The sequence below is a fragment of the Microterricola gilva genome, from assembly GCF_004217495.1.
In the GTDB taxonomy this organism is placed as follows: Bacteria; Actinomycetota; Actinomycetes; order Actinomycetales; family Microbacteriaceae; genus Microterricola; species Microterricola gilva.
Genome location: NZ_SHLC01000001.1, coordinates 395,437 through 421,044, shown reverse-complemented (window position 1 = coordinate 421,044; position 25,608 = coordinate 395,437). Strand labels below are relative to the sequence as shown.

The 25,608-nt window shown below is 70.2% G+C and carries 22 protein-coding genes; 8 read left to right on the top strand and 14 right to left on the bottom strand.

The genetic code is table 11. The annotated features are described in order from the left end of the window. Positions 1-44: 44 nt before the first annotated feature. The 8 genes from EV379_RS01830 to EV379_RS01795 all read right to left on the bottom strand — a co-directional run bounded on the left by EV379_RS01830 (position 45) and on the right by EV379_RS01795 (position 10,790). A complete protein-coding gene (locus EV379_RS01830; RefSeq protein WP_130504654.1) occupies positions 45-1,475 on the bottom strand; it encodes an aminopeptidase P family protein in 1,431 nt (476 codons plus the stop codon). Further along, positions 1,472-2,761 carry an alpha/beta fold hydrolase gene (locus EV379_RS01825; protein WP_130504653.1) on the bottom strand — a complete coding sequence of 430 codons (1,290 nt, stop codon included), beginning with the start codon at positions 2,759-2,761 and terminating at the stop codon, positions 1,472-1,474. The genes EV379_RS01830 and EV379_RS01825 overlap by 4 nt, the downstream gene beginning before the upstream one ends. A 31-nt stretch (positions 2,762-2,792) precedes the next feature. After that, positions 2,793-3,758, bottom strand: a complete 966-nt coding sequence (locus EV379_RS01820; RefSeq protein WP_130504652.1) for an ABC transporter permease — start codon at positions 3,756-3,758, stop codon at positions 2,793-2,795. A 3-nt stretch (positions 3,759-3,761) separates the two neighbouring features. Further along, complete coding sequence (locus EV379_RS01815) at positions 3,762-4,748, bottom strand: ABC transporter permease (protein ID WP_130504651.1); 987 nt, start codon at positions 4,746-4,748, stop codon at positions 3,762-3,764. Beyond that, on the bottom strand, positions 4,745-6,646 hold the full coding sequence (locus EV379_RS01810; RefSeq protein ID WP_130504650.1) for a dipeptide ABC transporter ATP-binding protein: 1,902 nt from the start codon (positions 6,644-6,646) through the stop codon (positions 4,745-4,747). The genes EV379_RS01815 and EV379_RS01810 overlap by 4 nt, the downstream gene beginning before the upstream one ends. 107 nt (positions 6,647-6,753) lie before the next feature. Beyond that, the gene (locus EV379_RS01805) at positions 6,754-8,526 is read right to left on the bottom strand and encodes an ABC transporter substrate-binding protein (RefSeq protein WP_130504649.1); all 1,773 of its coding nucleotides are present in this window, start codon (positions 8,524-8,526) and stop codon (positions 6,754-6,756) included. 235 nt (positions 8,527-8,761) lie between these two features. Then, entirely contained in the window at positions 8,762-9,367 is a 606-nt protein-coding gene (locus EV379_RS01800) for a hypothetical protein (protein ID WP_130504648.1), read from the bottom strand. Between the two features lie 133 nt (positions 9,368-9,500). Beyond that, the gene (locus EV379_RS01795; RefSeq protein ID WP_130504647.1) at positions 9,501-10,790 is read right to left on the bottom strand and encodes a hypothetical protein; all 1,290 of its coding nucleotides are present in this window, start codon (positions 10,788-10,790) and stop codon (positions 9,501-9,503) included. A gap of 122 nt (positions 10,791-10,912) precedes the next feature. Here EV379_RS01795 and EV379_RS01790 point away from each other — a divergent pair, with 122 nt between their 5' ends. Then, on the top strand, positions 10,913-11,440 hold the full coding sequence (locus EV379_RS01790) for an SRPBCC family protein (protein ID WP_130504646.1): 528 nt from the start codon (positions 10,913-10,915) through the stop codon (positions 11,438-11,440). Here the strand turns inward: EV379_RS01790 and EV379_RS01785 are convergent. From EV379_RS01785 to EV379_RS01775, 3 genes are all read right to left on the bottom strand, one after another. After that, positions 11,412-11,864, bottom strand: a complete 453-nt coding sequence (locus EV379_RS01785) for an EVE domain-containing protein (RefSeq protein ID WP_242616187.1) — start codon at positions 11,862-11,864, stop codon at positions 11,412-11,414. The genes EV379_RS01790 and EV379_RS01785 overlap by 29 nt on opposite strands. 208 nt (positions 11,865-12,072) lie before the next feature. Then, entirely contained in the window at positions 12,073-14,454 is a 2,382-nt protein-coding gene (locus EV379_RS01780; RefSeq protein WP_130504645.1) for a HelD family protein, read from the bottom strand. Positions 14,455-14,636: 182 nt separating this feature from the next. Next, a complete protein-coding gene (locus EV379_RS01775; protein ID WP_130504644.1) occupies positions 14,637-15,209 on the bottom strand; it encodes an OsmC family protein in 573 nt (190 codons plus the stop codon). A gap of 402 nt (positions 15,210-15,611) precedes the next feature. On the opposite strand from EV379_RS01775, the gene EV379_RS01770 reads away from it, so the two are divergent. From EV379_RS01770 to EV379_RS01755, 4 genes are all read left to right on the top strand, one after another. Then, a complete protein-coding gene (locus tag EV379_RS01770; RefSeq protein ID WP_130504643.1) occupies positions 15,612-17,237 on the top strand; it encodes a DEAD/DEAH box helicase in 1,626 nt (541 codons plus the stop codon). A 430-nt stretch (positions 17,238-17,667) separates the two neighbouring features. Then, entirely contained in the window at positions 17,668-18,360 is a 693-nt protein-coding gene (locus EV379_RS01765; protein ID WP_130504642.1) for a DUF4232 domain-containing protein, read from the top strand. A gap of 126 nt (positions 18,361-18,486) precedes the next feature. Then, positions 18,487-18,990: a GNAT family N-acetyltransferase gene (locus EV379_RS01760; protein ID WP_130504641.1), complete on the top strand. Its 504-nt coding sequence runs from the start codon at positions 18,487-18,489 to the stop codon at positions 18,988-18,990. Positions 18,991-19,257: 267 nt separating this feature from the next. Beyond that, complete coding sequence (locus tag EV379_RS01755) at positions 19,258-20,214, top strand: nucleoside hydrolase (protein WP_130504640.1); 957 nt, start codon at positions 19,258-19,260, stop codon at positions 20,212-20,214. A 108-nt stretch (positions 20,215-20,322) separates the two neighbouring features. On the opposite strand, the gene EV379_RS01750 is transcribed toward EV379_RS01755, so the two are convergent. After that, positions 20,323-21,213: a 3-methyladenine DNA glycosylase gene (locus EV379_RS01750; protein ID WP_130507229.1), complete on the bottom strand. Its 891-nt coding sequence runs from the start codon at positions 21,211-21,213 to the stop codon at positions 20,323-20,325. Positions 21,214-21,405: 192 nt separating this feature from the next. Here EV379_RS01750 and EV379_RS01745 point away from each other — a divergent pair, with 192 nt between their 5' ends. Continuing rightward, entirely contained in the window at positions 21,406-21,966 is a 561-nt protein-coding gene (locus EV379_RS01745) for a dihydrofolate reductase family protein (protein ID WP_130504639.1), read from the top strand. A gap of 42 nt (positions 21,967-22,008) precedes the next feature. On the opposite strand, the gene EV379_RS01740 is transcribed toward EV379_RS01745, so the two are convergent. Then, positions 22,009-22,596: an NUDIX hydrolase family protein gene (locus EV379_RS01740; RefSeq protein WP_130504638.1), complete on the bottom strand. Its 588-nt coding sequence runs from the start codon at positions 22,594-22,596 to the stop codon at positions 22,009-22,011. Positions 22,597-22,665: 69 nt separating this feature from the next. On the opposite strand from EV379_RS01740, the gene EV379_RS01735 reads away from it, so the two are divergent. Both EV379_RS01735 and EV379_RS01730 read left to right on the top strand, forming a co-directional pair. After that, complete coding sequence (locus EV379_RS01735; RefSeq protein WP_130504637.1) at positions 22,666-23,412, top strand: GNAT family N-acetyltransferase; 747 nt, start codon at positions 22,666-22,668, stop codon at positions 23,410-23,412. Continuing rightward, entirely contained in the window at positions 23,409-24,062 is a 654-nt protein-coding gene (locus tag EV379_RS01730) for an alpha/beta hydrolase (RefSeq protein WP_130504636.1), read from the top strand. Before EV379_RS01735 ends, EV379_RS01730 begins: the two co-directional genes overlap by 4 nt. 168 nt (positions 24,063-24,230) lie before the next feature. On the opposite strand, the gene EV379_RS01725 is transcribed toward EV379_RS01730, so the two are convergent. Further along, on the bottom strand, positions 24,231-25,571 hold the full coding sequence (locus EV379_RS01725) for an aspartate aminotransferase family protein (RefSeq protein ID WP_130504635.1): 1,341 nt from the start codon (positions 25,569-25,571) through the stop codon (positions 24,231-24,233). Between the last annotated feature and the right edge of the window lie 37 nt (positions 25,572-25,608).

Below are 25,608 nucleotides of genomic sequence, written 5' to 3'. Positions count from 1 at the left end.
CCTGTTCCCCTTGAATCGTAGGGCACGGCGTGCGCGGTTCGGTGTCACTGGAGCCCCCGCACCCAGTTTTCGAGTCCGGTCGCGTCGCGCGGGAGCGCCGCGCTGAGGTTGTCTGCCCCTGTCGCCGTGACGACGAGGTCGTCTTCGATGCGCACGCCGATGCCGCGCAGCTCAGGTGGAACGCTCTGGTCGTGGGCGTGGAAGTACAGGCCGGGCTCGACCGTGAGCGCCATGCCGGGAGCGAGTTCCGCGCCGTTGTAGTGCTCGTGCCTGGCCTTGCTGCAGTCGTGGACGTCGAGGCCGAGGTGGTGCCCGATTCCGCAGATGAGGTAGCGCCTGTGGTGCTGGCCCTGCTCGCTCAGCGCCTCGTCGACGGACACGCCGAGCAGGTCCCAGTCGTGCAGGCCCTGCGCGATCACGGCCATGGCGGCGTGGTGGAAGCCGGTGAAGGTGTTTCCTGGGCGCACCGCGTCCATGCCGGCCTCGTGAGCGGCCTGCACGAGGTCGTGCACCTGCCGCTGCGCTGCCGTGAAGCCGCCGTTGATCGGGAAGGTCCTCGTGACGTCGGAGGTGTAGAAGGTGCGCGTCTCGACGCCGGCGTCGAGCAGCAGCAGGTCGCCGTCCCGGATGGGCCCATCGTTGCGGGTCCAGTGCAACACGGGTGCGTGCTCACCGGCCGCGACGATGGTGCGGTACCCGGTCGTGTTGCCTCGCGTGCGCGCGATCCGATCGAAGGTTCCCTGCAGCCAGCGTTCGCCGCCGTCCTCGCTCGCCCGGCGCAGCTCGGAGGCGACCGCCTCGAAGCCCTCGACCGTCGCGTCAACGGCCTCGCGCAGCTGTTGGATCTCCCAGTCGTCCTTCACGACGCGCAGCTCCGAGATGCTCCGGCCGAGCTCTGCCGCGCCGCGGGCGTGCAGTTCGACAGGCAGGCCGGATGCCGCGGTCGGCCGACCGGCCGAGTAGAGCGCAGAGGTCCGCGCGACACCGAGGTCTCCCGCGAGGCTGCCGAGCCCGCGCACCTCGACGGCCAGCGCCTCCGACCATTCCCGCAGCGTCGGGGCACCGCCCATCCAGAGTTCGCTGCGCTCCCGCCCCGAGACGTAGTCCGGGTCGCCGGCGACGATCGGCTCGCTGAGGTAGAGCACGCTGTCGTGCCCTGCACCGCCCGGGTACATGACCAGGACCGCGTCGGGGGACGGGCATCCGGTCAGCCAGAGGAAGTCGCTGTCAGCCCGAAACGGGAAGAACTCGTCGTCGTTGCGCAGCATCGCACCGCCGGCGGAGACGACGAGCGTCGCGCCAGGCCACTCGGCGCTCAGCCGGTCCCTGTGCCCGGCCGTCGAGGCGGAGAGCCCGGCGGCGAGGCGCGGTGCCCGGTCGGGAACGCCCCAGTCCTCTGCCATGCGGCGTTGGAACCCCGCGTTCTTCGTCAGGACCGGCAGGCGGCCCCGTTCGCTGGTCGTGATCGTTGTCATCGTGCTCCTCCGCGGTCGTCCAAGAGTGTGAAAAGTCGCTCGGCCACGACGGGGCCGTGCAGCCCGTCGTGCTCGAATTCGTTGGTGATCCAGGCCGTGGCGTTGCCCAGTCGGGCCGCCGTGCACCTGGAGAGCCCGGAATCGATGTACATGTCGTCGTCGTAGACCGCGGCAACGAGCGGGACCTCGTTCGCGGCGAGCCGCTCCGCGTCATAGAGCGGGGTGTGCTCCTGCCACGCGGCGAGCCCGTCGACGGCGGCTCTGAACGGCCGCAGCGAGCGGATCTCGTCGAACATCCACGGGTACATCATCTCGCCGGTGAAGGCGAGCGGGCGTTCGGCCGGGTCGAACTGCGGATGCCGCGCGCGCTCGCGCTCCGCCGCCCAGGCGGTGGCGGCGGCATCCTGACCGTAGATGCTCTCCTGCATGACGGCGAAGAGCGGGTTGTCGTCGTAGCTCGTTCGTGTCATGACCTGGGCGAGGAAGGTGTCGCTCAGGCCGGTGCCGTCTGGGCTCTCGCCGTCGAAGGCCTCCTCGAACAGCCAGTGCAGCCGTTCGGCGCCCGGCCCCATGCCGAGGTCGATGCCGAGGGTCTGCAAGCGGCGCACGGTGAGCCGGTCGCCGTCCGGCAGGCGGGTGTCGGTTGCCTCGAGGTGGTCGGCGACGGCGGCGATCCTGTCGCGGTCGTGCTCGTAGCGCTCATAGAAGCGCCGGGTCTTGGCGGCGACACGCGGGTAGGTTCGCCTGTACGTCTCCTCCGCGGTGGCGTCCAGTCCGGCCAGGCCGCCTGCGACGTAGCAGGCGGCCAGGCCCTCCGGCGCCGTCGACAGGTAGCTGAGTGTGATGAACCCGCCGTAGCTCTGGCCGAGCGTCCGCCACCGCACACCGCCGAACACGGTGCGTCGCATGTGCTCGAGGTCGCGCACGATCGAGTCGGCGCGGAAGTGCATGAGGTGGGCGGCCGCGTCCCGCTCGGCGAGCGAGCGGACCGTCGCGGCGGTCACGCGGGAGCTCCTGCCCGTGCCGCGCTGGTCGAACAGGATCACCCGGAAGCGCTTCAGCGCCGCGCCGAGCCAGCCGTCCCGCGACACGGGCCGCGGCGACTTGCCGCCTGGCCCTCCCTGCAGGTAGACGAGCAGCGGCAGCTCCTCCGCGCGGCGGGCCGGATCGACCACCTCGCGGGCGAACAGCTGGATCGACCCGGCATCCGGGTTCGCCCAGTCGAGCGGGACATCGATGCGGTGCTCCCGCACGTGCATGCCCGGGATCGTGTACTCGATGGTCATCGCGGTGTCCTTCCCTGGTCCGTCATCCCGCTCACGAAGCCGTGCGGATTCGGGAGTCCATGAGTGCATAGAGGGTGTCGACAATGATGTTGATGACGACGATGAACAGGCCGCCGACGAGCACGACGCCGATGATCACAGGGCGGTCCTGGTTCGCCACGGACGTGACAGCGAGCCGGCCGAGGCCCGGGAGGCCGAAGACGGTCTCGATCACGATCACGCCGCCGAGCATGAGTCCGATGTCCGTGCCCAGCTGCGTGACCAGCGGCGGCATCGCGCTGCGCAGCGCATGCCGGTAGACGACGCGGCGCTCGGTGAGGCCTTTGGCCCTGGCCGTGCGGATGTAGTCCTCGCCGAGCACCTCGAGCATCTGCGCCCTGGAGAGCCTGGCGTAGATCGCCGCCGACACGAGCGCGAGGGTGAGCCATGGCAGCAGCAGGTGCCACGCCCACTGGCCCGCGCTCTCCGTCAGCGGCACGTAGCCGCTCGGCGGGAACAGGATGAGGCCGGCGCGTGTCGGTATGAAGTAGAGCAGGTACAGCGCCATCATGCCGAGCACGAAGGTGGGGAAGCTGATGCCGACGACGGCGAAGGCCTGGCCGGCCCGGTCGCGGAAGCTGCCGGGGTGGCGGGCAGAGGTGATGCCGATCGGGAGTCCGATCGCGAGCCAGAGCACGACGGCGCCGAACACGAGGGACACCGTCACCGGGATGCGGTCGGCGATGATCTCGGACACCGGCAGCTGACTGCGGTACGAGTAGCCGAGGTCGCCCTGCAGCAGATTCGACATGAACACGCCGTACTGCACGTAGATCGGTTCGTTCAGTCCGAGGTTCTCCCGGATCTGGGCGAGCACCTCGGTTGTCGCCTTGTCGCCGGCGATCGCGCGTGCCGGGTCGCCCGGCGCGATGTAGAACAGGGCGAAGACGAAGAGGCTGAGCACGAACAGCACGAGCAGGGCGAAGCCGACCCGTTTGAGCAGATATCTCCAGAGCATGGGTCAGGCCTTCCTGCTCGCGCGGGGGTCGAGGGCGTCGCGCAGACCGTCACCCAGGGTGTTGAACGCCAGCGTGGCGATGAGCAACGCCGTTCCCGGAATCAGCACGAGCCACGGCGCGACGAGGTAGATCGAGTTGTTCGCCGCCTCGGCGAGCATCCCGCCCCAGCTGGCCGTCGGCGGGACGACCCCCATCCCGAGGAACGACAGCGTCGCCTCGAAGACGATCGCGCCCGGCACCATGAGCGTCGTGTAGATCAGGATCGGAACCATGAGGTTCGGCAGGATGTCGCGCACGATGATCGAGAACTGTCCGGCGCCGAGCGAGCGCGCCGCCTCGACGAACTCGCGCTGGCGGAGCGCCAGCGTCTGCCCGCGGATGACGCGTGCGAGCGGCGTCCAGGTGAAGAACACAATGACGCCGGTGCTGAGCGCGAGGCTCGGCCCGACGACCGAGACGAGGGCGATCGCGGCGAGCAGGAACGGGATGCTCATCACGAGGTCCATGACCCGGCTGAGCACGGTGTCGACCTTGCCGCCGAAGAAGCCGGCTGTGATGCCGACGAGCACGCCGATCATGGCGGCGGCGAGCGAGGCGACGACGCCGACGACGAGCGAGACCCGTGCCCCGTATGCGAGGCGGACGAGCACGTCGCGGCCGAGCTGATCCGTTCCGAAGAGGAAGGTCTCCCCCGGTGGGACGGGCAGCCCCTCCGGGGTGAGGCCGATATCACGGAACTGCTCGTTCGGGCCGTGCCCGGTGAGCTGGGCGATCAGCGGCGCCGCGATGGCCAGCACAACGATCAGGAGGATCCCCGCGACGGCCACCATGCTCGCCGGGTCCCTGACCAGGCGTCGCACGGTGAGCGAGGCCGACCCCCGCTGCACGACGGCATCGGGGCCGACGGTCTGCGCGCCGCCACGGGCGACGGCGACCGCGGTCGTCGCGGCTCCGCTCGCCCTGGCCGGCCGCGAGTTGGGCACGTTCATGCTGCGCCTTCTTCCTGGAGCTGTGCGGTCGCCCGCGAGTCGATGAGCCTGGGCGTCGCGCCCCGCTCCGGCCTGGCGAGCGGCGCGGATGCGGCGAGCAGCGTCTTGGTGAACTGCTGCTGCGGGTTGCGGTAGAGATCCTCGGTCGGGGCGAGTTCGATGATGCGGCCGGCATCCATCACGGCGATGCGGTCGCAGACGTGCCTGACGACGGAGAGGTCGTGGGAGATGAAGAGATAGCTGAGGTTGAACTCGCGTTGCAGGCTGCTCATCAGGTTGAGCACCTGGGCCTGGATCGACACGTCAAGCGCCGACACCGGCTCGTCACAGATGATGAGCGCCGGTCGCAGTGCGACGGCTCGCGCGATGCCGATGCGTTGCCGCTGGCCGCCGGAGAACTGGGCGGGGAAGCGGTTGTAGTGCTCCGGGTTCAGGCCGACGAGTTCCATCAGCTCCTGCACCCGGCGCTTGCGCTCCTCCCCCGAACAGACCTTGTGCAGCCGGAAAGGGTCACCGATGATCGATCCGACCCGCCTGCGCGGGTTGAGCGCGCCGTATGGGTCCTGGAAGATCAGCTGCACATCGCGCCGCAGCCCGCGCCACTCGTCCCTGTTCATCGCCGAGAGCCTGTGGCCGGCCACCTCGACCTCGCCGGAGCCGGCCGGGATGAGCCCGGCGATCACCCGCGCCAGCGTCGATTTGCCGCATCCGCTCTCACCGACCAGGCCCAGGGTCTCTCCCCGTTCAACGGTCAAGTCGATTCCGCGGAGCACCGGCACGTCCTCGCGCCTGCGCTTGTTGCGGAACGAGAGCTCGACGGCGTCGAGGCGGACGAGCGGAGGCACGACGGCGGTGGCGATCGCAGTGACGGGGCTCTGGCCGGCGATCGTGAGCGACCGCTCACCGCGTGCAGCCTGCGGCGCAGCCGCGGCAGCCTCGGCCGGCGGCTCCTCCAGCCAGCACTGCGCCTCGCTGCCGTTCTCGTAGCGGCGCAGCGGCGGCCGCTCGCTGTGGCAGCGCTCCATCACCTCTGGACACCGCGCGGCGAACACGCATCCGGTGACGGCGTTCAGCAGGCTCGGTGGGCGTCCGGGGATCGGGACGAGCGCGGTGCCTGGCTCGTAGTTGCTCGGAGAGGATCGCAGCAGTCCAGCCGTGTACGGGTGAACGGGCAGGCCGAACACCTGCTCGGCCGCACCGAGCTCGAGGCGGTGCCCCGCGTACATCACCATCAGGGTGTCCGCGACGCGGCCGAGCACGTTGAGGTCGTGGGTGATCATGACGATCGTCGCGTCGAACTCCTTGCGCATCACGTCGAGCAGCTCGAGGATCTGCGCCTGCACGGTCGAGTCGAGCGCGGTGGTCGGCTCGTCGGCGATCACGAGGCGCGGGTTCAGGCTGAGCGCCATCGCGATCATCACGCGCTGGCGCATGCCGCCGGAGAACTGGTGCGGGTAGGAGTCGAAGCGCTCGGCGGGATTCGGGATGCCGACCTTGCCGAGCATCTCGATGGCCATGGTCTTGGCCTCGGCCTTGCTCACGGAGCGGTGCGTGCGGATCTGCTCGATGATCTGCCAGCCGATCGTGAACTGCGGATGCAGGCTGCTGAGCGGGTCTTGGAACACCATGCTGATCGAGGCACCCCTGATGGCGCGCAGCTCGGCCTCCGACATCGTCAGTAGGTCCCGGCCGTCGAAGAACACCTCCCCGGTGACCTCCGCCTGCGGGATCAGCCCCATGATGGCCTGCACCATGACGCTCTTGCCCGATCCGGACTCCCCGACGATGCCGAAGAACTCACCGGCCTCGACCGAGAACGACACATCTCGCACGGCGTGGATCACCCCGTCCTCCGTCGGGATCCTCACATTGAGGTTGCGGGCCTCGAGAACGGCCATGGTGTCTCCTCTGTCGTCAGTGAACGCGTGTCTGCTCGCCGCGCCTCATCGGCGCGGCACGGGGTGGCGCACCGCAGAAGCGGTCCGCCACCCCTGTGGCCCTGCTGTTACTCGGAGAGCCAGACGTTTGCCCAGTCACCCTGCACGCTGAGTGCGTACGGCGTGAAGTCCTGGACTCGCTCCGAGTGGTAGAGGATCGCCTTCGACGACGCGATCGGGATCGTCGGGGAGTCCGCGAGCACGAGCTCGTCGACCTGCGCCCACAGCTCGGCGACCTCATCGGGGTCGGTGGCCTTGATGGCCTCCGCCGCGATGGCGTTCGCTTCGTCGTTGTTGTAGTCGACGTAGTTGTACGTCTGCGGCGCACCGGTGAAGGTGTACTGCGGCTGGAAGACAGAGCGCGCCGCCCCACCCTGCCAGTCCGGCGTCCACCCGGTCGGGGCGATGTCCCACACGCCGGCCGCTGTCGCATCCCGGTCGATGAGGAACTTCGAGTAGTAGTCGGTCGGGTTCACGGGAACGAGTTCGATCGTGAAGCCGGCCTTCTCCAGGCTGGCCTGGATGGTCTGTGCGATCTCGGAGTCACCCGCGCGGCTGCGGAACGGCATCTTGAGCGTGAGGCCGTCGGGGTAGCCGGCCTCGGCGAGCAGTTCCTTGGCCTTCTCGGGGTCGCCCTTGCCGCCGTCACTCGGGTACGGGGCGAACTCGTGGAAGCCGAGCACGCCGGGTCCGAAGATGCCGTTCTGCACCACGGCGATGTCCGGGCCGCCGAGCGTCTGCACGACGGCGGCCTTGTCGACCGCGTACTGCAGCGCCTGGCGCACGGTGAGGTCCTTCAGGGCGCCGCCGTTGTTCTCACTGACCGTGTTGATCCAGATGTTGGGCTGGACGCCACCGCTGGCGACGAAGCTGAGCTTCGGGTCGCCTGCCGCCTTCAGCTGCTGCACGACGGCCGGCGCCGGCGCGGTGTCGAAGAGCATGTCGCCCGTTCCCGCCTGGAGCTGCTGCATGATGGCGTCTCCGGTGAGACCGACCGTCAGCTCGATGCCGTCGACGTTTGCAGCGCGGAGCGGGTCGCTCTCCTTCTTCCATGCCGGGTTCCGCACGAGCACAAGCGACTTGTCCGGGGTGTAAGACTCGACGGTGTACGGGCCGCTGGCGATGAAGTTGGCACGGTACTCACCGGAATCCGGAACGTACTCGAGTACCTCGACCGGCGCAGGGGAGGCCGGGCTGAGCGAGAGCATGTAGACGAAGTCACCCGCCGCCTTGTTGAGGTTGATCTCCAACGTCTGCTCGTCGACGGCGACCAGGCCGGAGATCGTGTTGGCCTCGATGTACTCCTTCATCGGGGCGGCCTCTGGCGCGACGCCGGAGAAGCCTTCACAGAAGGTGTCCATGCCCTCGATGAGGTCGTAGAAGTAGCCGAGCATCGGGCTGGACTGCGAGGGGCTGCAGAGCCGCTGGAAGCCACGGATGAAGTCGGCCGCGACGATCGGTCGCGCGCCGTCCGGCGCATCCCACTGGGCGCCGTCGCGGATGGTGAAGGTGTAGGTTAGTCCGTCGTTCGTCGGCTCCGGCACCTCGGTGGCGAGGTCGCCCTGCGGGGCCAGCCGCTCGGTCTCGTCGTCGATCGTCTTGTAGCTGATGAGCTGCCTGCTCACCGCGCGCATCAGCGCGGTGACGGGCACGAAGGCCGTCAGCGCCGGGTCGAGGTGGTCAATGTCTCCGGTGCCGAGCACCTTGAGCGTTCCGCCGGTCTTCGCTGCCCCGCCGCTCTCCTCTGTCGTGGCCGGGGTGGCCGAGCAGGCCGCGGTGCCGAGCAGCACCGCGGCGGCGAGCACCCCGATCGACTGCAGCTTCAGGCTGTATCTGGTCATATGTGACTCCTCGTTGATATCACTCGGGTGGTGCAAGGGATGAAAGTGGGTGCTGCGCCCGTCTGGGGCCCACGCCCTGCCCGATCATGGCCACCGGCCACGGCGATCGATTCCTCGTCGAATTGGTCGGTGCATCAACGGGGTGCCGTCGATGTGTGATCGGTGACATATTACTAACTCGAAATGAAATATACGGGAACTCCCCGCATTTCCGCTAGCCCTCTGCGGAACCGATTCAGGCGCGTAGGATTCCGGGCGTCTCGCCGGTGTCCAGCGCCCCGGCTGCACGGATCGTCGCCGCGTCGACGCCGGCCGCGACGAGCTGCTGCGCCGATGCGCTGGCCGTGAGCAGGTGGGCGACGGCGCCGCGCAGCCCGGTGAATGCCGCGCAGCTCGCGGCGGCCTCCGGCGAGCAGTAGTCGATGCCGAGCGTCGCGAGCGCATCGATGATCGCTCCGGCTGCCAGCTGGTTCTCCACGGCGAATCGGATGCCTGGCGCCTCGGCGCCGCCTGCCGCGACGATCGCGATCATCGCGCGCCGCCCGAGCGCGTGCTGGCGCTCGGTGATCCAGCGGGCTGCGGCGGCGGCCGTCGTGAAGCCGGCGCTCAGCACGGCGGCCTCCGTCGGCAGCAGGGCGAGCAGCTCGGCGACCGGGTCGGCTCTCGTGTCGGCGGCGGTGCTCGTCGCCTCGCTCAGCGCGCGGAACCGACTCCCGAGCACGTCGACGAACACCACGACGTCGGCGCCGTCCGCGATCCGCTCGGCACCCGCCACGCCCCAGTCGAAGCGCACCTGGTACTTGGACTGGGCAGCTGGGTCTGGGCGCGGGGCGGAAGTCACCCGTCCATCGTGGCACGGCAACGGGAGGAGAAAGGCCGCGCGGGAGGACGGAATCGGCACAACTGGCCTCCCGAGCGGCTTAACTCCTCCCGAGCGCGGGCGTGAGCCAGCACTGGCGTGCGGCGCGGCGGCGCTAGTTGCCGCGGACCTCGGCGTCGTAGCGGGCGAGAGCCTCGGCGTCATCCGCGTGGCGCACGGCACGGCGGGCGATGTCGAGTGCGCTGACGGGGTCGGATTCCGTCTCGGCGAGCATGAGCTGCCGCTCGGCCTCGGCCAGCCGGGTGCGCGCAGGCGCCCCGACGATGCCGCGCCGCTCGACGATGCAGTCGCGGGCGACGGCGATGTGGCTGCGCGCGGCGACGAGCGCGCCGCCGAGTGCGAGCTTGGCGTGCTCGAGGCGATCCTGCTGACCGCGGGCGGCCGAGGTCGCGATGTCGAGCCGGTCGATCGCGCTGCGCAGTGCGTCGAGGTCGGAGAGCGGGTCGGCCATGACGCTGCCGAAGCGCGCGGAGCGGGCGTGCTCGGCCATGGCCATCGCGGCCTGATCGATGCCGAGGTTCAGCGTCGCCGCCGCCGCGGGGTCGACGTGGTCGTCGCGAACCTTGCGCGCCTCCTCGATGCCGTCGCGCAGCTGGGCGGCGAGGCCCGTTGCCGCCACCTCCGCGGCTGCGATGTGCGCCGCTGCGGCCTCGGCTGCCGCGAGCGCGGCGCCCGAGCGCGTCACATCGTCGTGGGCGGAGCGCAGCGCATCGGTGACGGGGTCGATTCCGGACCCCTGCATGCGCATGGCGGCCGTCTGGAGCAGACCGGATGCCGACACCAGCAGCTCGCTGGCGTCGTCGAGGTGCCGTTCGAGCACGGTGAGGGCCGTCGGCGAGAAGCGCGCGGCGAGGGCGACGCGCACCGCGCGGATCTCGTCGGCGCGTGCCTCGGCCTCGGCCAGCTGGGCCTGCACGACGAGGAACTGCTGCGGCGCGTTGCGCTCTGTACTGCGCAGTTCCCGGAAGCGGGCGTCCTCACCGGCGAGTGCGGCATCCGCCGAATTGCAGAGTTCGATGATCTGGGTGTTCCACCGTCGGCGTTCGTCGATGGTGTCCGGCTCGGCGTCATCGAGGCGCTGCTGCAGCAGGAAGGCCTCGCGCAGCCGGCGCCTGGCCGTCTCGATCGCGCGCCGGTAGTCGACGACCGCGGCGTCGCCGAACTGAGCCATGGCGAAGCCGAGCTCGTCCTCGCTCTCCTGCACCCGGTTGTCGGTGCGCACGAGCAGCCCGCCCGCGCGGCGTTGCAGCTCGACGAGGCTCGAGTCGGTGACGGCCTCACGACGCTCCGAACTGCGGCGCAGCGCCGCGATGCCGACGATGGCGATGACCGCTGCGATGGCGAAAATCAGCAGCGACGGCAGCCACCAGAGCGAGTCAGACATGCCGCCAGCCTAGAACGCGCGGGTGGGAGCAAGCTGTCTGTCGTCTGTGGGCCAGCGGCACGTTGGCCGAGAGCGCGGGCCGACGCCTGGCCATCCCGCCATGCGCCACGTAGCCTCGCCGCATGATCGTGATGCTCAAAGTCGTCTTGGACTGTGACCCGGATGCCGCGTGGCACGCGCTGCGCAGCCCTGGTGCCCTGCGCGAGGTCGTCTCACCGTGGCTGGACTTCGCCTCGCTGGAGCCCACGGGTTTCCCCGCCCAGTGGCCGGAGGGTGAGCACCTGATGACGACACTCGCGCTCCGCACGATCGCCGTCGGAACGAGCGCGGTCGACGTGAGCTACCCCGGCGGCCTGCCGGATGGCGTTCGCATGCTGCGCGACACCGGCGGCATGCGCACCGGCCCCGGCGCGATCATCCGTTCCTGGGATCACCGGATGGCCGTCTCGCCTGACCCGGCCGGCTCCGGCGGCACCCTCTACCGAGACCGGCTGCGCTTCGGTGGACCGCTCGCCGCGGCATCCTGGTACCCGGTCTGGCTGTTCTGGCAGTGGCGGGCGGCGAGGCTCCGTCAGCTCGCGCCGACGTGGAGCGACGACGGCGCGGCTACAGCACCGCCCGCTACAGTACGGCCCGCATTTGGGCCTTGATGGTCTCGAAGTCGTTCCTGCTCAACTCGATGAGGCCGCGGCGCAGTTGGAACCCCCAATTCGGCGACGCCGAGGTGAAGTCGAGCACCGGAATGAGCGGACGAACGGATGTCGGCACCGCGAACCGGTCGTAGTCGACGCGCCTCCGCCACGGCCGGTACGGCTCGCCGAACGCGTTGGTCATGACCGCGCCATCGCCGTCCTGGAACACGGTGTCGTCTGCCACCCGCCCGATCGCGGTGAACTCCCGCAGTGGCGCCCCGTCCGGCCAGCTCACCCGTGGTGAGTAGTAGATCAGCCCGTCGGCCTCACGCAGCTGCGAGACGGCCTGCTTCGAGCCGTGGTTGAGCTGTGCGATCCCGAGCTCGACGCCGCGCAGCACGTGATCGCGCTGCACAACCCCGAGCCAGTACCGAATCGCCATGGCTCGATTGTTGCGCATCACGGCGGCAGGTGACGCCACCGTCGTCCCATCGGCGCACGCGCCCGGAGAAAGGGGTGGGGGCTCAGGAAACCAACCCGAATGGTCACCTGAGCCCCTCGACGCACATCTCGCGACGAACGTGTGAAGCCATAGTGGCATAGACCGTCGCCGCAACGGCGAGATTCTGCGAGAGATTCTCGGCGTGGCGTCAAAAAAGTGTCGGCGTCTCCGCGAAGCCCGTGAGCGCGCTCTCGCCGCGCGGGTACACCATCGCCAACCGTTGCGTCGGCCGTGTCGCGGCAACGTAGAGCGCGGCTGCACCGCGCGGCGTCTCTGCGACGATTCCACGCGGGTCGACGATGAGCACGGCGTCGAACTCCAGCCCCTTCGCCTCGCGGGCTGTGAGCACAGCGAGCGGCAGTTCCAGGCCGGCCGCTCCCCTGCCGACGATGCCGCGCGTGGAGACGCCGCCCGGCGCGCCTCGGCCTGCCCCACCGGTGGCAGCCACGCTGCCGGCCTCACCGTCCAGCGCCGCGCGCAGGGTGTCGGCGATGTCGTCGACGGACTCCGCCGGCACGATCACGGCGAGGTTGCCGGCATCCGCCAGCAGCAGCTGCACGGTGTCGAGCACGGCGTCCGCGAGGTCACTGGCTGCGAGCACGGTGTGGATCGGCCAGTCGCCCTCACGCACGGCACGTGCCGGCGTGATGGGCAGCTTGGCATGTCCGGCGAACGACTCGGCCGCCCTGGCGATCTGAGCCGGCGTGCGGTAGTTCACGCTCAGCTCCTCGAGCCGCCAGCGGTCGCCGAATCCGGCGTTCAGCGCCTCGGTCCAGCTGCGGGCGCCTGCCGGCGAGCTCACCTGGGCGATGTCGCCGACGATCGTGAACGAGCGCATCGGCGACTTGCGCACGAGCAGGCGCCACTGCATCGGCGAGAGCTCCTGCGCCTCGTCGACGACGACGTGACCGTATGTCCAGCTGCGATCGGATGCCGCCCGCTCCGCGACGGTCATCCGCTCGCCGCGTTCGGCGAAACCGTCGGCGAGCGCCTCGGCGCTGACCATGCCCTCGACGCCCATGTTGCGAATGGCTGCGCGGGCGTTCTCGATGTCGGCCTCGCGCTGACGCTCACGCTCGCGGTCGGCGGCGCTGCGGCGGGCCGGCATGTCACCGAGCAGCTCGGCTGCCTCATCCAGCAGCGCGACGTCGCTCACGGTCATCGGCGCGCTGCGCTCGCGGGCGAGGAGCGCGCGCCGCTCTGGAGTCCAGCGCGGGGTCAGCTCGGCCAGCCACTCCGGCCGCGCGTAGAGGTCGCCGAGCAGCTTCTCCGGAGTGAGCGGCAGCCAGGCCGTGTTGAGCAGCACCCGCACCTCGTAGCTCTCGCGGAGGTCCTCGCGGAGTGCGGCGACATCGGAGTCGTCGATCGTCGCCCCCGCCGCGGCCAGTTGGGTCGCCAACTGGTTGGCCAGCTCGGCGATGGCGTGCTTGACAAAGGTGACGCGGGCGACGTTGTGCGGCTTGCCCGTGCGCTGGGCGCGGTGGATCGCGTTCTCGATCAGCGCCGGCTGCACGGTGAGCGTGTCGCCGTTCAGCGTGATCTGCTGCGCCTCGGCGGGAACGCGCTGGCGCGAGCGCACGGCCCGGGCGAGCAGACCGCTCATCTCGAGCCGGCCCTTGAGCGCGGCGACCTCTGCCCGGTCGTCGGCGTCGGCCTCGACGCCGGGGAAGAGCGAGCCGAGCGTGCGCATGACGACGCCCGTCTCGCCGAGCGATGGCAGCACGGCCTCGATGTAGCGCACGAAGGCGGCGCTCGGGCCGACGACGAGCACACCGGCCGATTTGAGGCGCTCGCGGTTGGCGTAGATCAGGAAGGCCGCGCGGTGCAGCGCGACGGCCGTCTTGCCCGTGCCCGGCCCGCCCTGCACCACCAGGGCGCCGCGCATTTCGGAGCGGATGATGCGGTCCTGCTCGCCCTGGATGGTGGCGACGATGTCGTGCATGTGGCCGGTGCGCTCTGCGGTGAGGGCGGCGAGGAGCGCACCCTCGCCCTGCAGGGTTCCGGATGCCGCTGCGCTGCCGTGTGCGGCGATGTCGGCCGCGCCCGACGGCGCACCGCGCAGCTCGTCGAGCAGCGTGGCGTCGAGCACCTCGTCGTCGATGCGGGTGAGCTCGCGCTCGCGCATCGTGAGGTGGCGCCTGGCCCGCACGCCGAGGGGGTGCGCGGCGGTCGCCTGGTAGAAGGCACCGGCCTGTGGGGCACGCCAGTCAAGCAGCATCGTGGACTGGTCGGTGTCGCGCAGGCCGATCCGTCCGATGTAATGGATCTCGTCTGAGTCGCGGCCGGGCTCGTCGGCGGCCACCTGCAAGCGCCCGAAGGCGATACGGGCGTCGACCTCGTTCAGCTGGGCGAGGTTGTCTTCGTGCAGGCGGGCGAAGGAGTCGCGTTCGCTGCGCGCCTGGTGGTTGCTGCCGACATTGCCGCGCTGCACGGCGCCGAGGCGCGCCTCGACTTCGGCGCGCAACTGGTCAAGACGACGGTAAAACGACGCGATGACAGCGCGTTCCCGTTCGAGTTCCGATGACGGCACACGACCCCACTTTCTCCGGCCCGAAAGTCTACGCCCCGTGAGCGTGCCGAAGCTGAATGCGCGATTTTCGCGCCATGTCGGTACCCGCCCGCCCGCTGCCCTGCCGAAACGCCACAGATGGCCCCTTCATCGAGCGTGATGGGGCCATCTGTGGCATCTCGCGGCCGCGGGCCGGGGGGGGGCTAGTCGACGATGAGGGTCGTCTGCACCGGGGTCGGGTTGGCGAACAGGTCGAGCACGGGGCAGTGCGCGTCGACGGCGGCGTGCAGCTCGCGGTAGCGCGCCTCCGTCTCCGGTCCGCTCACGTTGACGGTCACCCGCACGGCGGTGAAGCCAGGACGCACGGACTCGTCGAGGCCGAAGAAGCCGTGCACGTCGAGGTCGCCCTCCGCGCTGGCCTCGATCGTGTCGAGCACGATGCCGAGGTTCAGTGCCCAGACGCGGTACGTCACGACCTGGCAGGAGATGATCGCGGCGAGCGCCACCTCGACGGGGTTGGGCGCCGCGTTGTCGCCGCCGAGCCCGGCCGGCTCGTCGATCTGGAAGCTGTGCTTGCCGGTGCGGATGGTCGTGCCGACCGAGCCAACGCCCTCGCCCTGTGCACTGAAGACGAGCTGCGCCTTCGCCGGCTGCTCCTTCAGCGTGCCGACCCAGTTGGTGGCGACGGCGGTGAGGCGCTCCTGGCGCGCCTCTGGCGTGATCGACGGGACGGCGGACGGAACAGGCTCGGTCAGAACAGCGGCATCGACGCTCATGGCAACTCCTCGAGTATGGGGCGCGCGATGCGCGCCGCTGCTGTGACGTTAGTGACGGCATCCGCCCGCCGCGAACGCCCGCGTCACAGTCCGCAATCCACAGCCCAAACGAGCGCAAAGCCGCCTCGTGCTAGACTGAGGGAACTTGCGAGTGCGTTGTTGCGCTCCTTGCGTCGTAGAACGCATTCTCTCGATGTGCGCCGGGCCTGGCCCCGCTGCATCATTTGACTCTTCATACGGCGAACGGATGTGCCCATCGGCACCTTCGCCATTTATCCCCGATCGTCGGTCGTGTGGGTTGAACCGCTCCGTGCAGCGCACGGTGTGGATCCGCCCAGAAATCCGACCGAGACCGGTGCCCTGCGCGCCACTCGCCCCGGGGTCTGCCCGAAAGGCACCACTTTGTCTGAAATCACCTTTGCTTCGCTCGGCCTCCCGGCCCCGCTCGTCGCCGTTCTCGCGGCCGACGGCAAGACCGAGCCGTTCCCCATCCAGGCGGACACGCTGCCTGACACCCTCGCCGGCCGCGACGTGCTCGGCCGCGGAAAGACCGGCTCCGGCAAGACCATCGCGTTCGCGCTGCCCATGGTCGCCCGCCTCGGCGGCGTGCTCTCCGGCGGCAAGCGCCGCCCGGGTCGCCCGCTCGGCCTGATCCTCGCTCCGACCCGCGAGCTGGCCACGCAGATCACCGCGACCCTCTCCCCGCTGGCCGACGCCTACGGCCTGAAGACCACCACGATCTTCGGCGGCATCTCACAGGCCCGCCAGGTTGCGGCCCTCCGCGACGGCGTCGACATCGTCGTCGCCTGCCCCGGCCGCCTCGAGGACCTGATGAAGCAGGGCTTCGTCACCCTCGACGCCGTGGAGATCACCGTGCTCGACGAGGCCGACCACATGGCCGACCTCGGCTTCCTGCCCGTTGTCACCCGCATCCTGAACAAGACCCCGAACAACGGCCAGCGCCTGCTGTTCTCCGCCACCCTCGACAACGGCGTGGACAAGCTGGTCCGCCAGTTCCTGCACAACGAGGTCCTGCACTCGGTCGACGAGGCGAACTCCCCCGTCGCCGCGATGACCCACCACGTCTTCGAGGTGTCGGATGTCGACGCCAAGAACGAGCTCGTCAAGACGCTCGCCTCCGGCACCGGCCGCCGCATCCTCTTCATGCGCACCAAGCACCACGCCAAGAAGCTGGCTAAGAAGCTCACCGAGCAGGGCATTCCCTCCGTTGACCTGCACGGTAACCTCTCGCAGCCGCAGCGTGACCGCAACCTGGCCGCCTTCGCCGACGGCTCGGCCCGCGTGCTCGTTGCCACCGACGTCGCAGCCCGCGGCGTGCACGTGGACAACGTGGAGCTCGTCGTGCACGTCGACCCGCCCATGGAGCACAAGGCGTACCTGCACCGCTCCGGCCGCACGGCTCGCGCCGGCAGCGAGGGTGATGTCGTTACGGTCATCATCCCCGGCCAGAAGCGCGACCTGCAGCAGCTCATGCGCAAGGCCGACATCAACGTCACGATCCAGACGGTCACCCCGAACGCCCCGGCCGTCTCCGCGCTCGTCGGCGAGGTTGCCGCCTACGTCAAGCCGGTCCCGGTCGAAGCACGCCAGCAGCAGGGTGGCGGTGGCCGTTCGCAGGGCGCCAACGCCCAGCGCAAGCGCGCGCTGCGTGACGGCGGCGACGTGGCCGGTGGCCGCGGTGCGGGTTCCGGCGAGGGCCGTCCGCGTCGGGACCGTTCGGGTCGCCCGGCCGGTTCCTCCTCGTCCGACTCCTCGCGCGGTGGCTCAGCCGGCGGCGGTCGTGGCGGCCGTGACGGCGGCAATGGCCGCGACGGTGCATCTCGTTCCTCTCAGGGTGAGCGCTCCGGCGCCGCACGCAACAGCTCTGCGCAAGGCGGCCGTGGCCGTTCCGCACAGGGTGAGCGTTCGGCATCCGGCTCGCAGGGCGGCCGCTCCGGCGGCCTCCAGGTCGGCAGCCTCGTGCGCGGATCGGCGCAGGGCCGCGGCCCGCGTCGCGCACAGGGCTAGTCACTCCGCCCATCACCCAGGTGCGCATCGGTCGCACGCGTCTTTCTGCGCGTGCACCGGTGCCCACCCCGCCTCGTTCCTCCTCGCGTTCGCGCCGATGCCGGTCAGCGTACGAGATCAGGAATGACGGCGGCGCGCGAGCGTCTTCGCGCGCCTCATCTGCTCAGCTCATGTGAATCGCTGGGGCCAAGGGTATGTCTCGTGCCCCAGTCGATTCGCACATCTCGCATTCCACGAGCGCGCCCACATCAGCATTTCGGTGTGCGGCTCGGCGCTCACACACAGCAGGTCCGACAGGCCCGGTTGCGGCGCACACACTTGGTGAATTCTCCTGGGTGGGTGTGTTTAGCCCCGGGCCTTTTCGGCACCCATTCGCACGCCTCGTGCCGAAATCCGCCGGATCGACACCGGCCCGTGACACCATCGGTGCATGAGTTCCGACAACGGCACGCCTGAACCGGACGCACAGAACCCGACCGAGGCGGCCGGCGGGCCACCGTCGTCCCGGCGCACTCTCATCATCGTCGGGGTGATCGCCTCCGTCGCCATCCTCGGGCTACTCATCGCCTTGGTCTGGGCGCTGGCGACCCGGCCGGCGACAGCCCCGCCGACGACGATCCCGTCGGCATCCGTCAGCCCGTCGCCGACTCCGAGCCCGTCCGCCTCGGCAACCCCGACGGCGACCGCGACCTCCACACCGGATGCCGCAACCTGCACGGTCGACGAGCTCACGCTGAGCCTCGGGCAGTCCGACGGCGGCGCCGGCAGCACCGTCGTGCCGATCATCTTCGCGAACTCCGGCACGCGCGACTGTGAGCTCGAGGGCTTCCCCGGTGTCTCCCTCGTCGGCGACGAGAACGGCACCCAGCTGGGCGCGGCGGCCGCCGAGGACGACTCCGTGCCGATCGAGGCCTTCACACTGGCACCGGGCGACACCGTGCAGGCCCTCGTCACCGTGACCAACGCGGGCAACTACGACACGTGCGGCAGCGAGACCGCAGACGGATTCCGCGTGTATCCCCCGCACTCGGTCGACGCCGTGTTCGTTCCGACCACCGCGTACGCCCCGTGCACCGACGACTCCGTTGAGCTCATGCGCACGACCCCGGTGCAGGCGGGGTAGCGAGCCGGCAAATCACAACCAGGTCACCGTGTCATCCGGGCCTGCCCTGAGACCCCCAGCCGCGTCATCCGTGCCGCCGGAACGCTCGATTTCACAGAGCGACCGATGCTGGCCTAGTCTCTGGTCATGAGCACCAATGCAGTTGCCGAAGCAGTTATCCGCCCCGTTCGTGATGTCGACGCCGAAGCGCTCGGCCGCGTCCACGCCCAGTGCTGGCACGAGACCTACGACCACCTGATCAGCGAGGCGACCCTCGCCAATCTCTCCCCCCGCCGCATGGCCGAGCTCTGGACGCACTGGATGAGCCAGGGCCCGGACCACCACCTCTACGTCGCACTCGTCGAAGGCGAGATCGTCGGCTTCGTCGGCTCGGGGCCGGCCCGCGACGACGACGCCCCGCGCGAGCGCGAGCTGTACTTCATCTACCTGCTCGACGCCTTCCACGGCACCGGCATCGGCCAGAAGCTCTTCGACGCCGCCTGCGAGGCGCGCCCCGGCTACCTCTGGGTCGCCGAGGACAACCCCCGCGCGCACGGCTTCTACAAGCGCAACGGCTTCGTGCCCGACGGCGCCACCCAGCTGCAGCCGTTCCTCGGCGAGGAGATCAAAGAGGTACGCCTGGTGCGCTGACGCACCCCGATCCTCGGCCGATTCGGCCGAACAGGTGTGCCCGCCCGGTGTGTTTGCCCGGGCGGGCATCGCTCTGCCCGCCCGATGTCCCGCAGGTCCGGACTCCGCCGCTGTTGTTGCTCCGGGCGGGTCTGTCGGTAACTCAGGCAGAACGTCGTCCGCCTGGCGGAGCACCCGCGCGAGCGCCCGGCCCGCCCGTTCGTGCGCCCGCGCCGCCTGAGTTGCCGACGGACGATGACGCGATGCCCGCGGCCGTAGGCTGGTCGCATGCCTACGATTCCCGTCATCCTCGACGTCGACACCGGCGTCGACGACGCCCTCGCCATCCTCTTCGCCGTGAAGCACCCCGACATCGACGTGCTCGCCATCACCTGCGTGGCAGGCAACGCCTCGCTCGAACAGGTCGTCGACAACACCCTCAAGATCCTGGATGTCGCGGACGCCCCCGCGATCCCCGTTGCGGCCGGTGCGCTGCGCCCGCTGATCGAGCCCGCGCGTTCGGCCTCCCACGTGCACGGAGCCGACGGCCTCGGCGGCATCCAGCTGCCGGCGACCGCCCGCGTCGCCGAGACGGTGAGCGCCGTCGAGCTGATGCGCCGCACGATCATGGACGCCGAGCGCCCCGTGACCCTCGTGGCCCTGGCTCCGCAGACCAATCTGGCACTGCTGCTGCGCACCCACCCCGAGGTGGCCGAGAAGCTCGAGCGCATCGTGTTCATGGGCGGCTCGGCATCCGTCGGCAATGCGACGGCCGTCGCCGAGTTCAACGTCTGGCACGATCCAGAGGCCGCGGCCATCGTGCTCGGCTCCGGCGTGCCCACCTTCATGTACGGCCTCGACGTGTTCAACCAGGTCGCGGTCGAGCAGGATGCCGCGGCCGCCATTGCCGCGGGCGATGACGCCGTCGGCCGCATCGTCGGCGCGCTGCTCGGCAACCGTGTCGCCCTCAGCGAGGATGCGACCGCCCAGTACACCGGCCTGATCGGCGACGCCGGCGCGGTGTGCGCACTCGTCGAGCCGGAGACGCTCCGCATCGAAAACCGCCCGGTGCGGATCGAGCTCGGCGGATATGGCCGCGGCCAGACGATCGTCGACATGCGCGTCTACGGCGGAGAGGACCTCCTGCACGGCCTCGCCGAGGAGTGGACGAACATCGACATCGCCCTCGACGTCGACGCCCCGCGCTACGCGGAGCTGTTCCTGGAGACGCTCGGCCTCAAGTAACGCGACGCGAAGTGTCGCGCCCCGCTGGTTGAGCTTGTCGAGACCTGATTTCGACAGGCTCAGTCGGCGGGCGGGCGCATGCGCGATCTGCTGCAGCGCGGGTCGGCGCTAGGCCGCGGCGCGGGCGCGGGTGACCGCCGCCACCAACCGCGCGCGCAGCGCGTTGCCGCGCTCCGTGAAGCCGCGCTGGGCGCGCACGTACTCGGCCTTGCCCTCCGGCGTCTCGATCGCGACCGCATCGGCGCCCCACGCGCTCACGTCGTACGGCGATGCCTGCATGTCGAGCCAGCGGATGTCTCGGGCCAGCTCGAAGCTGTCGAGCAGCAGCTCCCCCGGCACCAGCGGGCCGAGCTTGGTCGCCCACTTGAACAGGTCCATTCCTGCGTGCAGGCAGCCGGGCTGCTCGAGCTCCGGCTGGTTGTCGCGGCTCGGCGCGAGCGCGTTCAGCGGCGCGGCCTCCGGGGTGAAGAAGCGGTAGGCGTCGAAGTGCGTGCAGCTGATGTTGGCCGCCTCGACGACGGCGTCGGTGCCGGCCTGGCCGAGTCGGAGCGGCGCCTGGTGGCGGTGCTCGCCCTGCCGGTAGACCATCGCCCACTCGTGCAGGCCGAAGCAGCCGAAGCGCGCGGTACGCTCGGCCGTTCGGCTGAGCAGCAGCGCGATGAAGTCGACACTGGCCGCCCGCGCCTCGATGAAGGCGTGCGCGTCGACGGCGACGGCGCCGGGGGCTGCCGGTGCCGCGCGATACCAGCGCCAGTCTGCCCGCTCGTCCGCGCCCTCCAGCAGGACACCCGTTCCGGGGTGCCAGCGCCGCAGCGCCGAGATGCGGGTCGGGTAGTAGGTGTGGAGGAAGTCCTCGACCGGGTGCTTCTCGCCGCGTTCGGCACGCTCGCGGCGTCCAGCGGTCAGCGCGTCGGCCCGCGCTTCGTGCGCGGCCTCGAGCGCGCGCCACTCCGCGTACGACAGCGTGCGCGGCGCGGCCGACGCGGGCGCCGCTTGCACCGACGCGGCAGGCACGTCGGCTGCATCGGCGAGAGTGGCGGTAACAGGCACCGTTCGAGGGTACGCGTTCCCGCTGAGTGTCTGCAGCAACCGCCAGCGGGCGCCGGGCACGGGCACTGGCGGATCTCCGCGGACACTCCTAGGCTCGACACGCAGTTCACTCAACCCTCGCCCGACACTGAGGAGGCCGCCATGGCCAAGTTGATCTACGACGGCATCTGCTCGCTCGACGGCTTCACCGCCGACGCGCACGGCAACTTCGACTTCGCGATGCCGGATGCCGAGGTGCACCGTTTCGTGAACGACTACTCGCGCTCCATCCGCACCTACCTGTTCGGACGCCGCATGTACGAGGTGATGACGTTCTGGAACTCGGTGGACGAGGAGACGGAGCTCCCGGACTACATCAAGGAGTACACCTCGGTCTGGCGGGCCGCAGACAAGATCGTGTACACGCGCACCCTGACGGAGCCGGCCGGCCCCCGCACCCGCTTCGAGCGCCGCTTCGACGTGGCCACGATCAAGGACATGAAGGCGGCATCCGACCACGACATCGGCATCGGCGGGCCGACGCTCGCCTCGCACGCGCTGCGCGCCGGCCTCGTCGACGAGGTGCGGATGCTCATCTCGCCGATCATCCTCGGCGCCGGGCTCCACATGTTCCCCGCCGACGTCCGGCACACGCTCAAGCTCATCGATGAGCGCCGCTTCGCCGGCGGCGTCGTGTACCTGAGCTACGCCGTGACGGGCTGAATCACCGCAGTTTCAGTCAGTGGTTCCGGTCAGCGGTTCCGGTCAGCGCAGGGCGCCGACCGCGGCGAGCGCCTGGCGAAGCAGCACGCCGCGACCGCCCTCCATCTCGGCGCTGACGGCGTCGGATGCCGCCTCCTCCGGCGTCATCCAGGTGAGCTCGAGCGCGTCCTGCCGCGGTTCGCAGGTGCCGGTGACGGGCACGACGTAGACCAGCGAGACGGCGTGCTGGCGGTCGTCGTGGAAGGCGGAGAGACCGGGCATCGGAAAGTATTCGGCCACAGAGAACGGCACGGGGCTGAGTGGCAGCTGCGGGAACGCCATCGGGCCGAGGTCCTTCTCCAGGTGCCGGAACAGCGCATCGCGCACGGTCTCGCCGTACATCACCCGGCCGGAGACGAGGGTGCGCGTCATCTCGCCGATCGCGGTCGCCCGCAGCAGCACGCCGAGCTCCGTCACCTGGCCGAGCCCGTCCACCCGCACGGGAACGGCCTCGACGTAGAGCAGCGGCAGCCGCTCGCGGATCTCGGCGAGCTCCAGATCGCTCAGCCAGCCCGGCGACGGCACCGCGGAGCGGGGCGGTTCGGAATCCGGTGTCCACTCTGGGTCGGGATCAGGTGTGCGCACGCTCATGGCTCCATTGTGTATCACCGCGCACCCACACGCGGCTGCTCGCGCCAATCTCATGGAGTCGGTGTCAAGATGGATCAGTCAGGATGGAGCGAGGAGCACCAGGCAGAAAGGCACGTGATGAGCGAGAGCAGCCCCGTTCAGCCGGCTGTCGGCGGCCCGGTCCTGTTCAGTGAACGGCTGCGCCTGCGGCCCGTCACGCTCGACGACACGGCGGCCGTGCAGAGCTACCGTGGGCGTGACGACGTCGTGCGCTACCTCACCCACGACCCGCTCTCGCTCGACGCGACCCGTGCCAGGATGCGCGTCTCCGTCGAACACTGGCGGCGCTATCCGGCCGACTGGTTCAACGCCAACTTCGCGGCGGAGTTGCCGGCCGGTGGCGCCGAGAGCGACGGCAAGCGAGTTCCGGGCGCCGGCCGCGTGATCGGCGATCTGCGGGCATGGAACCTCGAGCTCGACGCCAGCGGCCCGGCCACGGAGAGCGCCGACGTCTTCTGGATCGGCTACGCCTTCCACCCCGACATGCAGGGCAAGGGCTACGCGCGCGAGGCCGCCGCCCGCATGGTGCGCTGGCTCTTCGACGAGCGCTCGGCGCGCGAGCTGCGCGCCATCGCCTGGACCCCCAACACGGCGTCGATCATGCTGCTTGAGAAGCTCGGATTCCGCATCTTCCGTGAACTCCCAGCAGAGCTTGAGGAGCACCCCAAGAAGCTGCCTGCCGTGCACCTGCGCCTCATGCGCTCCGACTGGGCGGCCGCCCAGCACAAGCACGCCACCCGGCAGAGCACCAGCCGAACACAGACAGAGGAATCATGACCGCTCTCTCGCTCGACGCCGACGCCGTTCTCTGGTCGGCCAACGAACACGACCGCGCCGACCGGCCGCTGCTCGTGCTCCTGCATGGCTACGGCTCGAACGAGGCCGATCTCTTCGACCTCGCGCCCTATCTGCCGCTCGAACCCGTGATCGCCTCCGTGCGCGCGCCCCTCCCGATGGGGCCGGGGCACGCCTGGTTCCCGTTGGGCGCCCAGCCCGGCGTCCCCGATCCGCAGACGGTGACGGATGCCGCCCGCGGCGTGCTCGCCTGGCTCGACGGTCTCACGGTGCAGCCCACCTCCGTCGGCCTGCTCGGCTTCTCGCAGGGCGGCGCGATGGCGCTGCAACTGCTGCGGCTGGCGCCATCGCGCTTCGACTACGCGGTCGTGCTCGCCGGCTTCCAGGCCGGCGGCCAGCAGGCGGGCGACACCGAACTCGGAGCCAGCAGGCCGCCGGTGTTCTGGGGGCGCGGCACGGCAGACCCGGTCATCTCGGCGGCGGCGATCGACCGCACCCAGGCGTGGCTGCCCGACCACAGCACGCTCACCGAGCGCATCTACGAGGGGCTCGGGCACTCCGTGTCGCAGGCCGAACTGGCCGACACGGTCGCATTCCTGCGCGAGCGCTACGCAGCCGCGCCACGCAGCTAGCCGTACCGGAGGCCGCCGCGGCGCAACCTGTTCGCGCCACCTGCTGCGTTCCGCGCCGCACTCTGTGGCGCGGAACGCAGCACGTGGCGCAGACGAGTCGGCCGGGCGGAGTGTAGGGCTCCACCCGGCCGGCCCGACGGTTTCGCCGGGCCGGCGACAACGTGCGGCCTAGGCCGCCGCGCGGGCTCCGGTGACCGCGCCGAGCGCCTCGTCGATGATCGCGAGGGCGCTGGCGACCTCCTCGGCCGACACGGTGGCCGGCGGCACGACGTGGATGCGGTTGTCTGCGATGAACGGCAGCAGGCCGCGCTGCAGCAGCTGTGCCTTGACGGCGCCCATGAAGGCGGCATCCACCGGCGTCCGGCTCTCGCGGTCTGCAACGAGCTCGACCGCCCAGAACACGCCACGGCCGCGCACCTCGCCGATGACGGCGTGACGCTCGGCGAGCGCGAGCAGGCCGGGGCCGAGGTGGTCCCGGCCGATCATGGCGGCGTTCTCGACGATCTGTTCCTCCTCGAATGCGGTGATCGAGGCCACGATCGATGCGGCGGCGAGCGGGTGGCCGGAGTAGGTCAGGCCGCCGGGGAATACGCGCTCGTCGAAGGTCGCGGCGATCTCCTCGGAGATGATGACGCCGCCGACCGGAACGTAGCCGGAGTTGACGCCCTTGGCGAAGGTGATGAGGTCGGGCACGACGTCGAAGGCGTCCAGGGCGAACCAGTCGCCCGTGCGGCCGAAGCCGGACATGACCTCGTCCAGGATGAGCAGGATACCGAACTCGTCGCAGAGCGCGCGCACCCCGGCGAGGTAGCCGGGCGGCGGAACGAGTACGCCGGCCGTGCCCGGGATCGTCTCGAGCAGGATGGCGGCGATGCTCTCGGCACCCTCGGCCACGATCGTTCGGCGCAGGTACTCGAGGGCGCGCTCGCTCTCCTGCTCCGGCGTCGTCGCCCAGAAGTTGCTGCGGTAGAGGTACGGGCCGAAGACGTGGAGGTGCCCGCGGGCGTACTCGTTGGGGATGCGGCGCCAGTCCCCGGTCGCGACGATGGCCGCACCGGTGTTGCCGTGGTACGAGCGGTACCGCGAGATCACCTTGTCGCGCCCGGTGTGCAGGCGTGCCATGCGGATGGCGTTCTCGTTGGCATCCGCACCGCCGTTGGTGAAGAACACCTTGCTCATGTTGGCCGGGGCGTGCGCGAGGATCTTCTCCGCCGCCGTGCCGCGCACATCGCTGGCGTGGGCCGGGGCGAGGGTGGCGAGCTGGGCGAGCTGGTTCTGGATGCCGGCGATGACCGCCGGGTGCTGGTGCCCGATGTTGACGTTGACGAGCTGGCTCGAGAAGTCGAGGTACTCGTTGCCCTCGTAGTCCCAGATCGTCGTCCCAGAGCCGCCGGCGAAGGCGAGCGGCTTGAGGGCGGCCTGCGCCGACCAGGAGTGGAAGACGTTGGCGCGATCACGCGCGACGGCGTCGGCGTTGCTCGTCTCGCGGGGGCTGTCGAGGGTCGTCATGGGGGTCCTTCCGTCATGGATGCCACCATCCTGACTC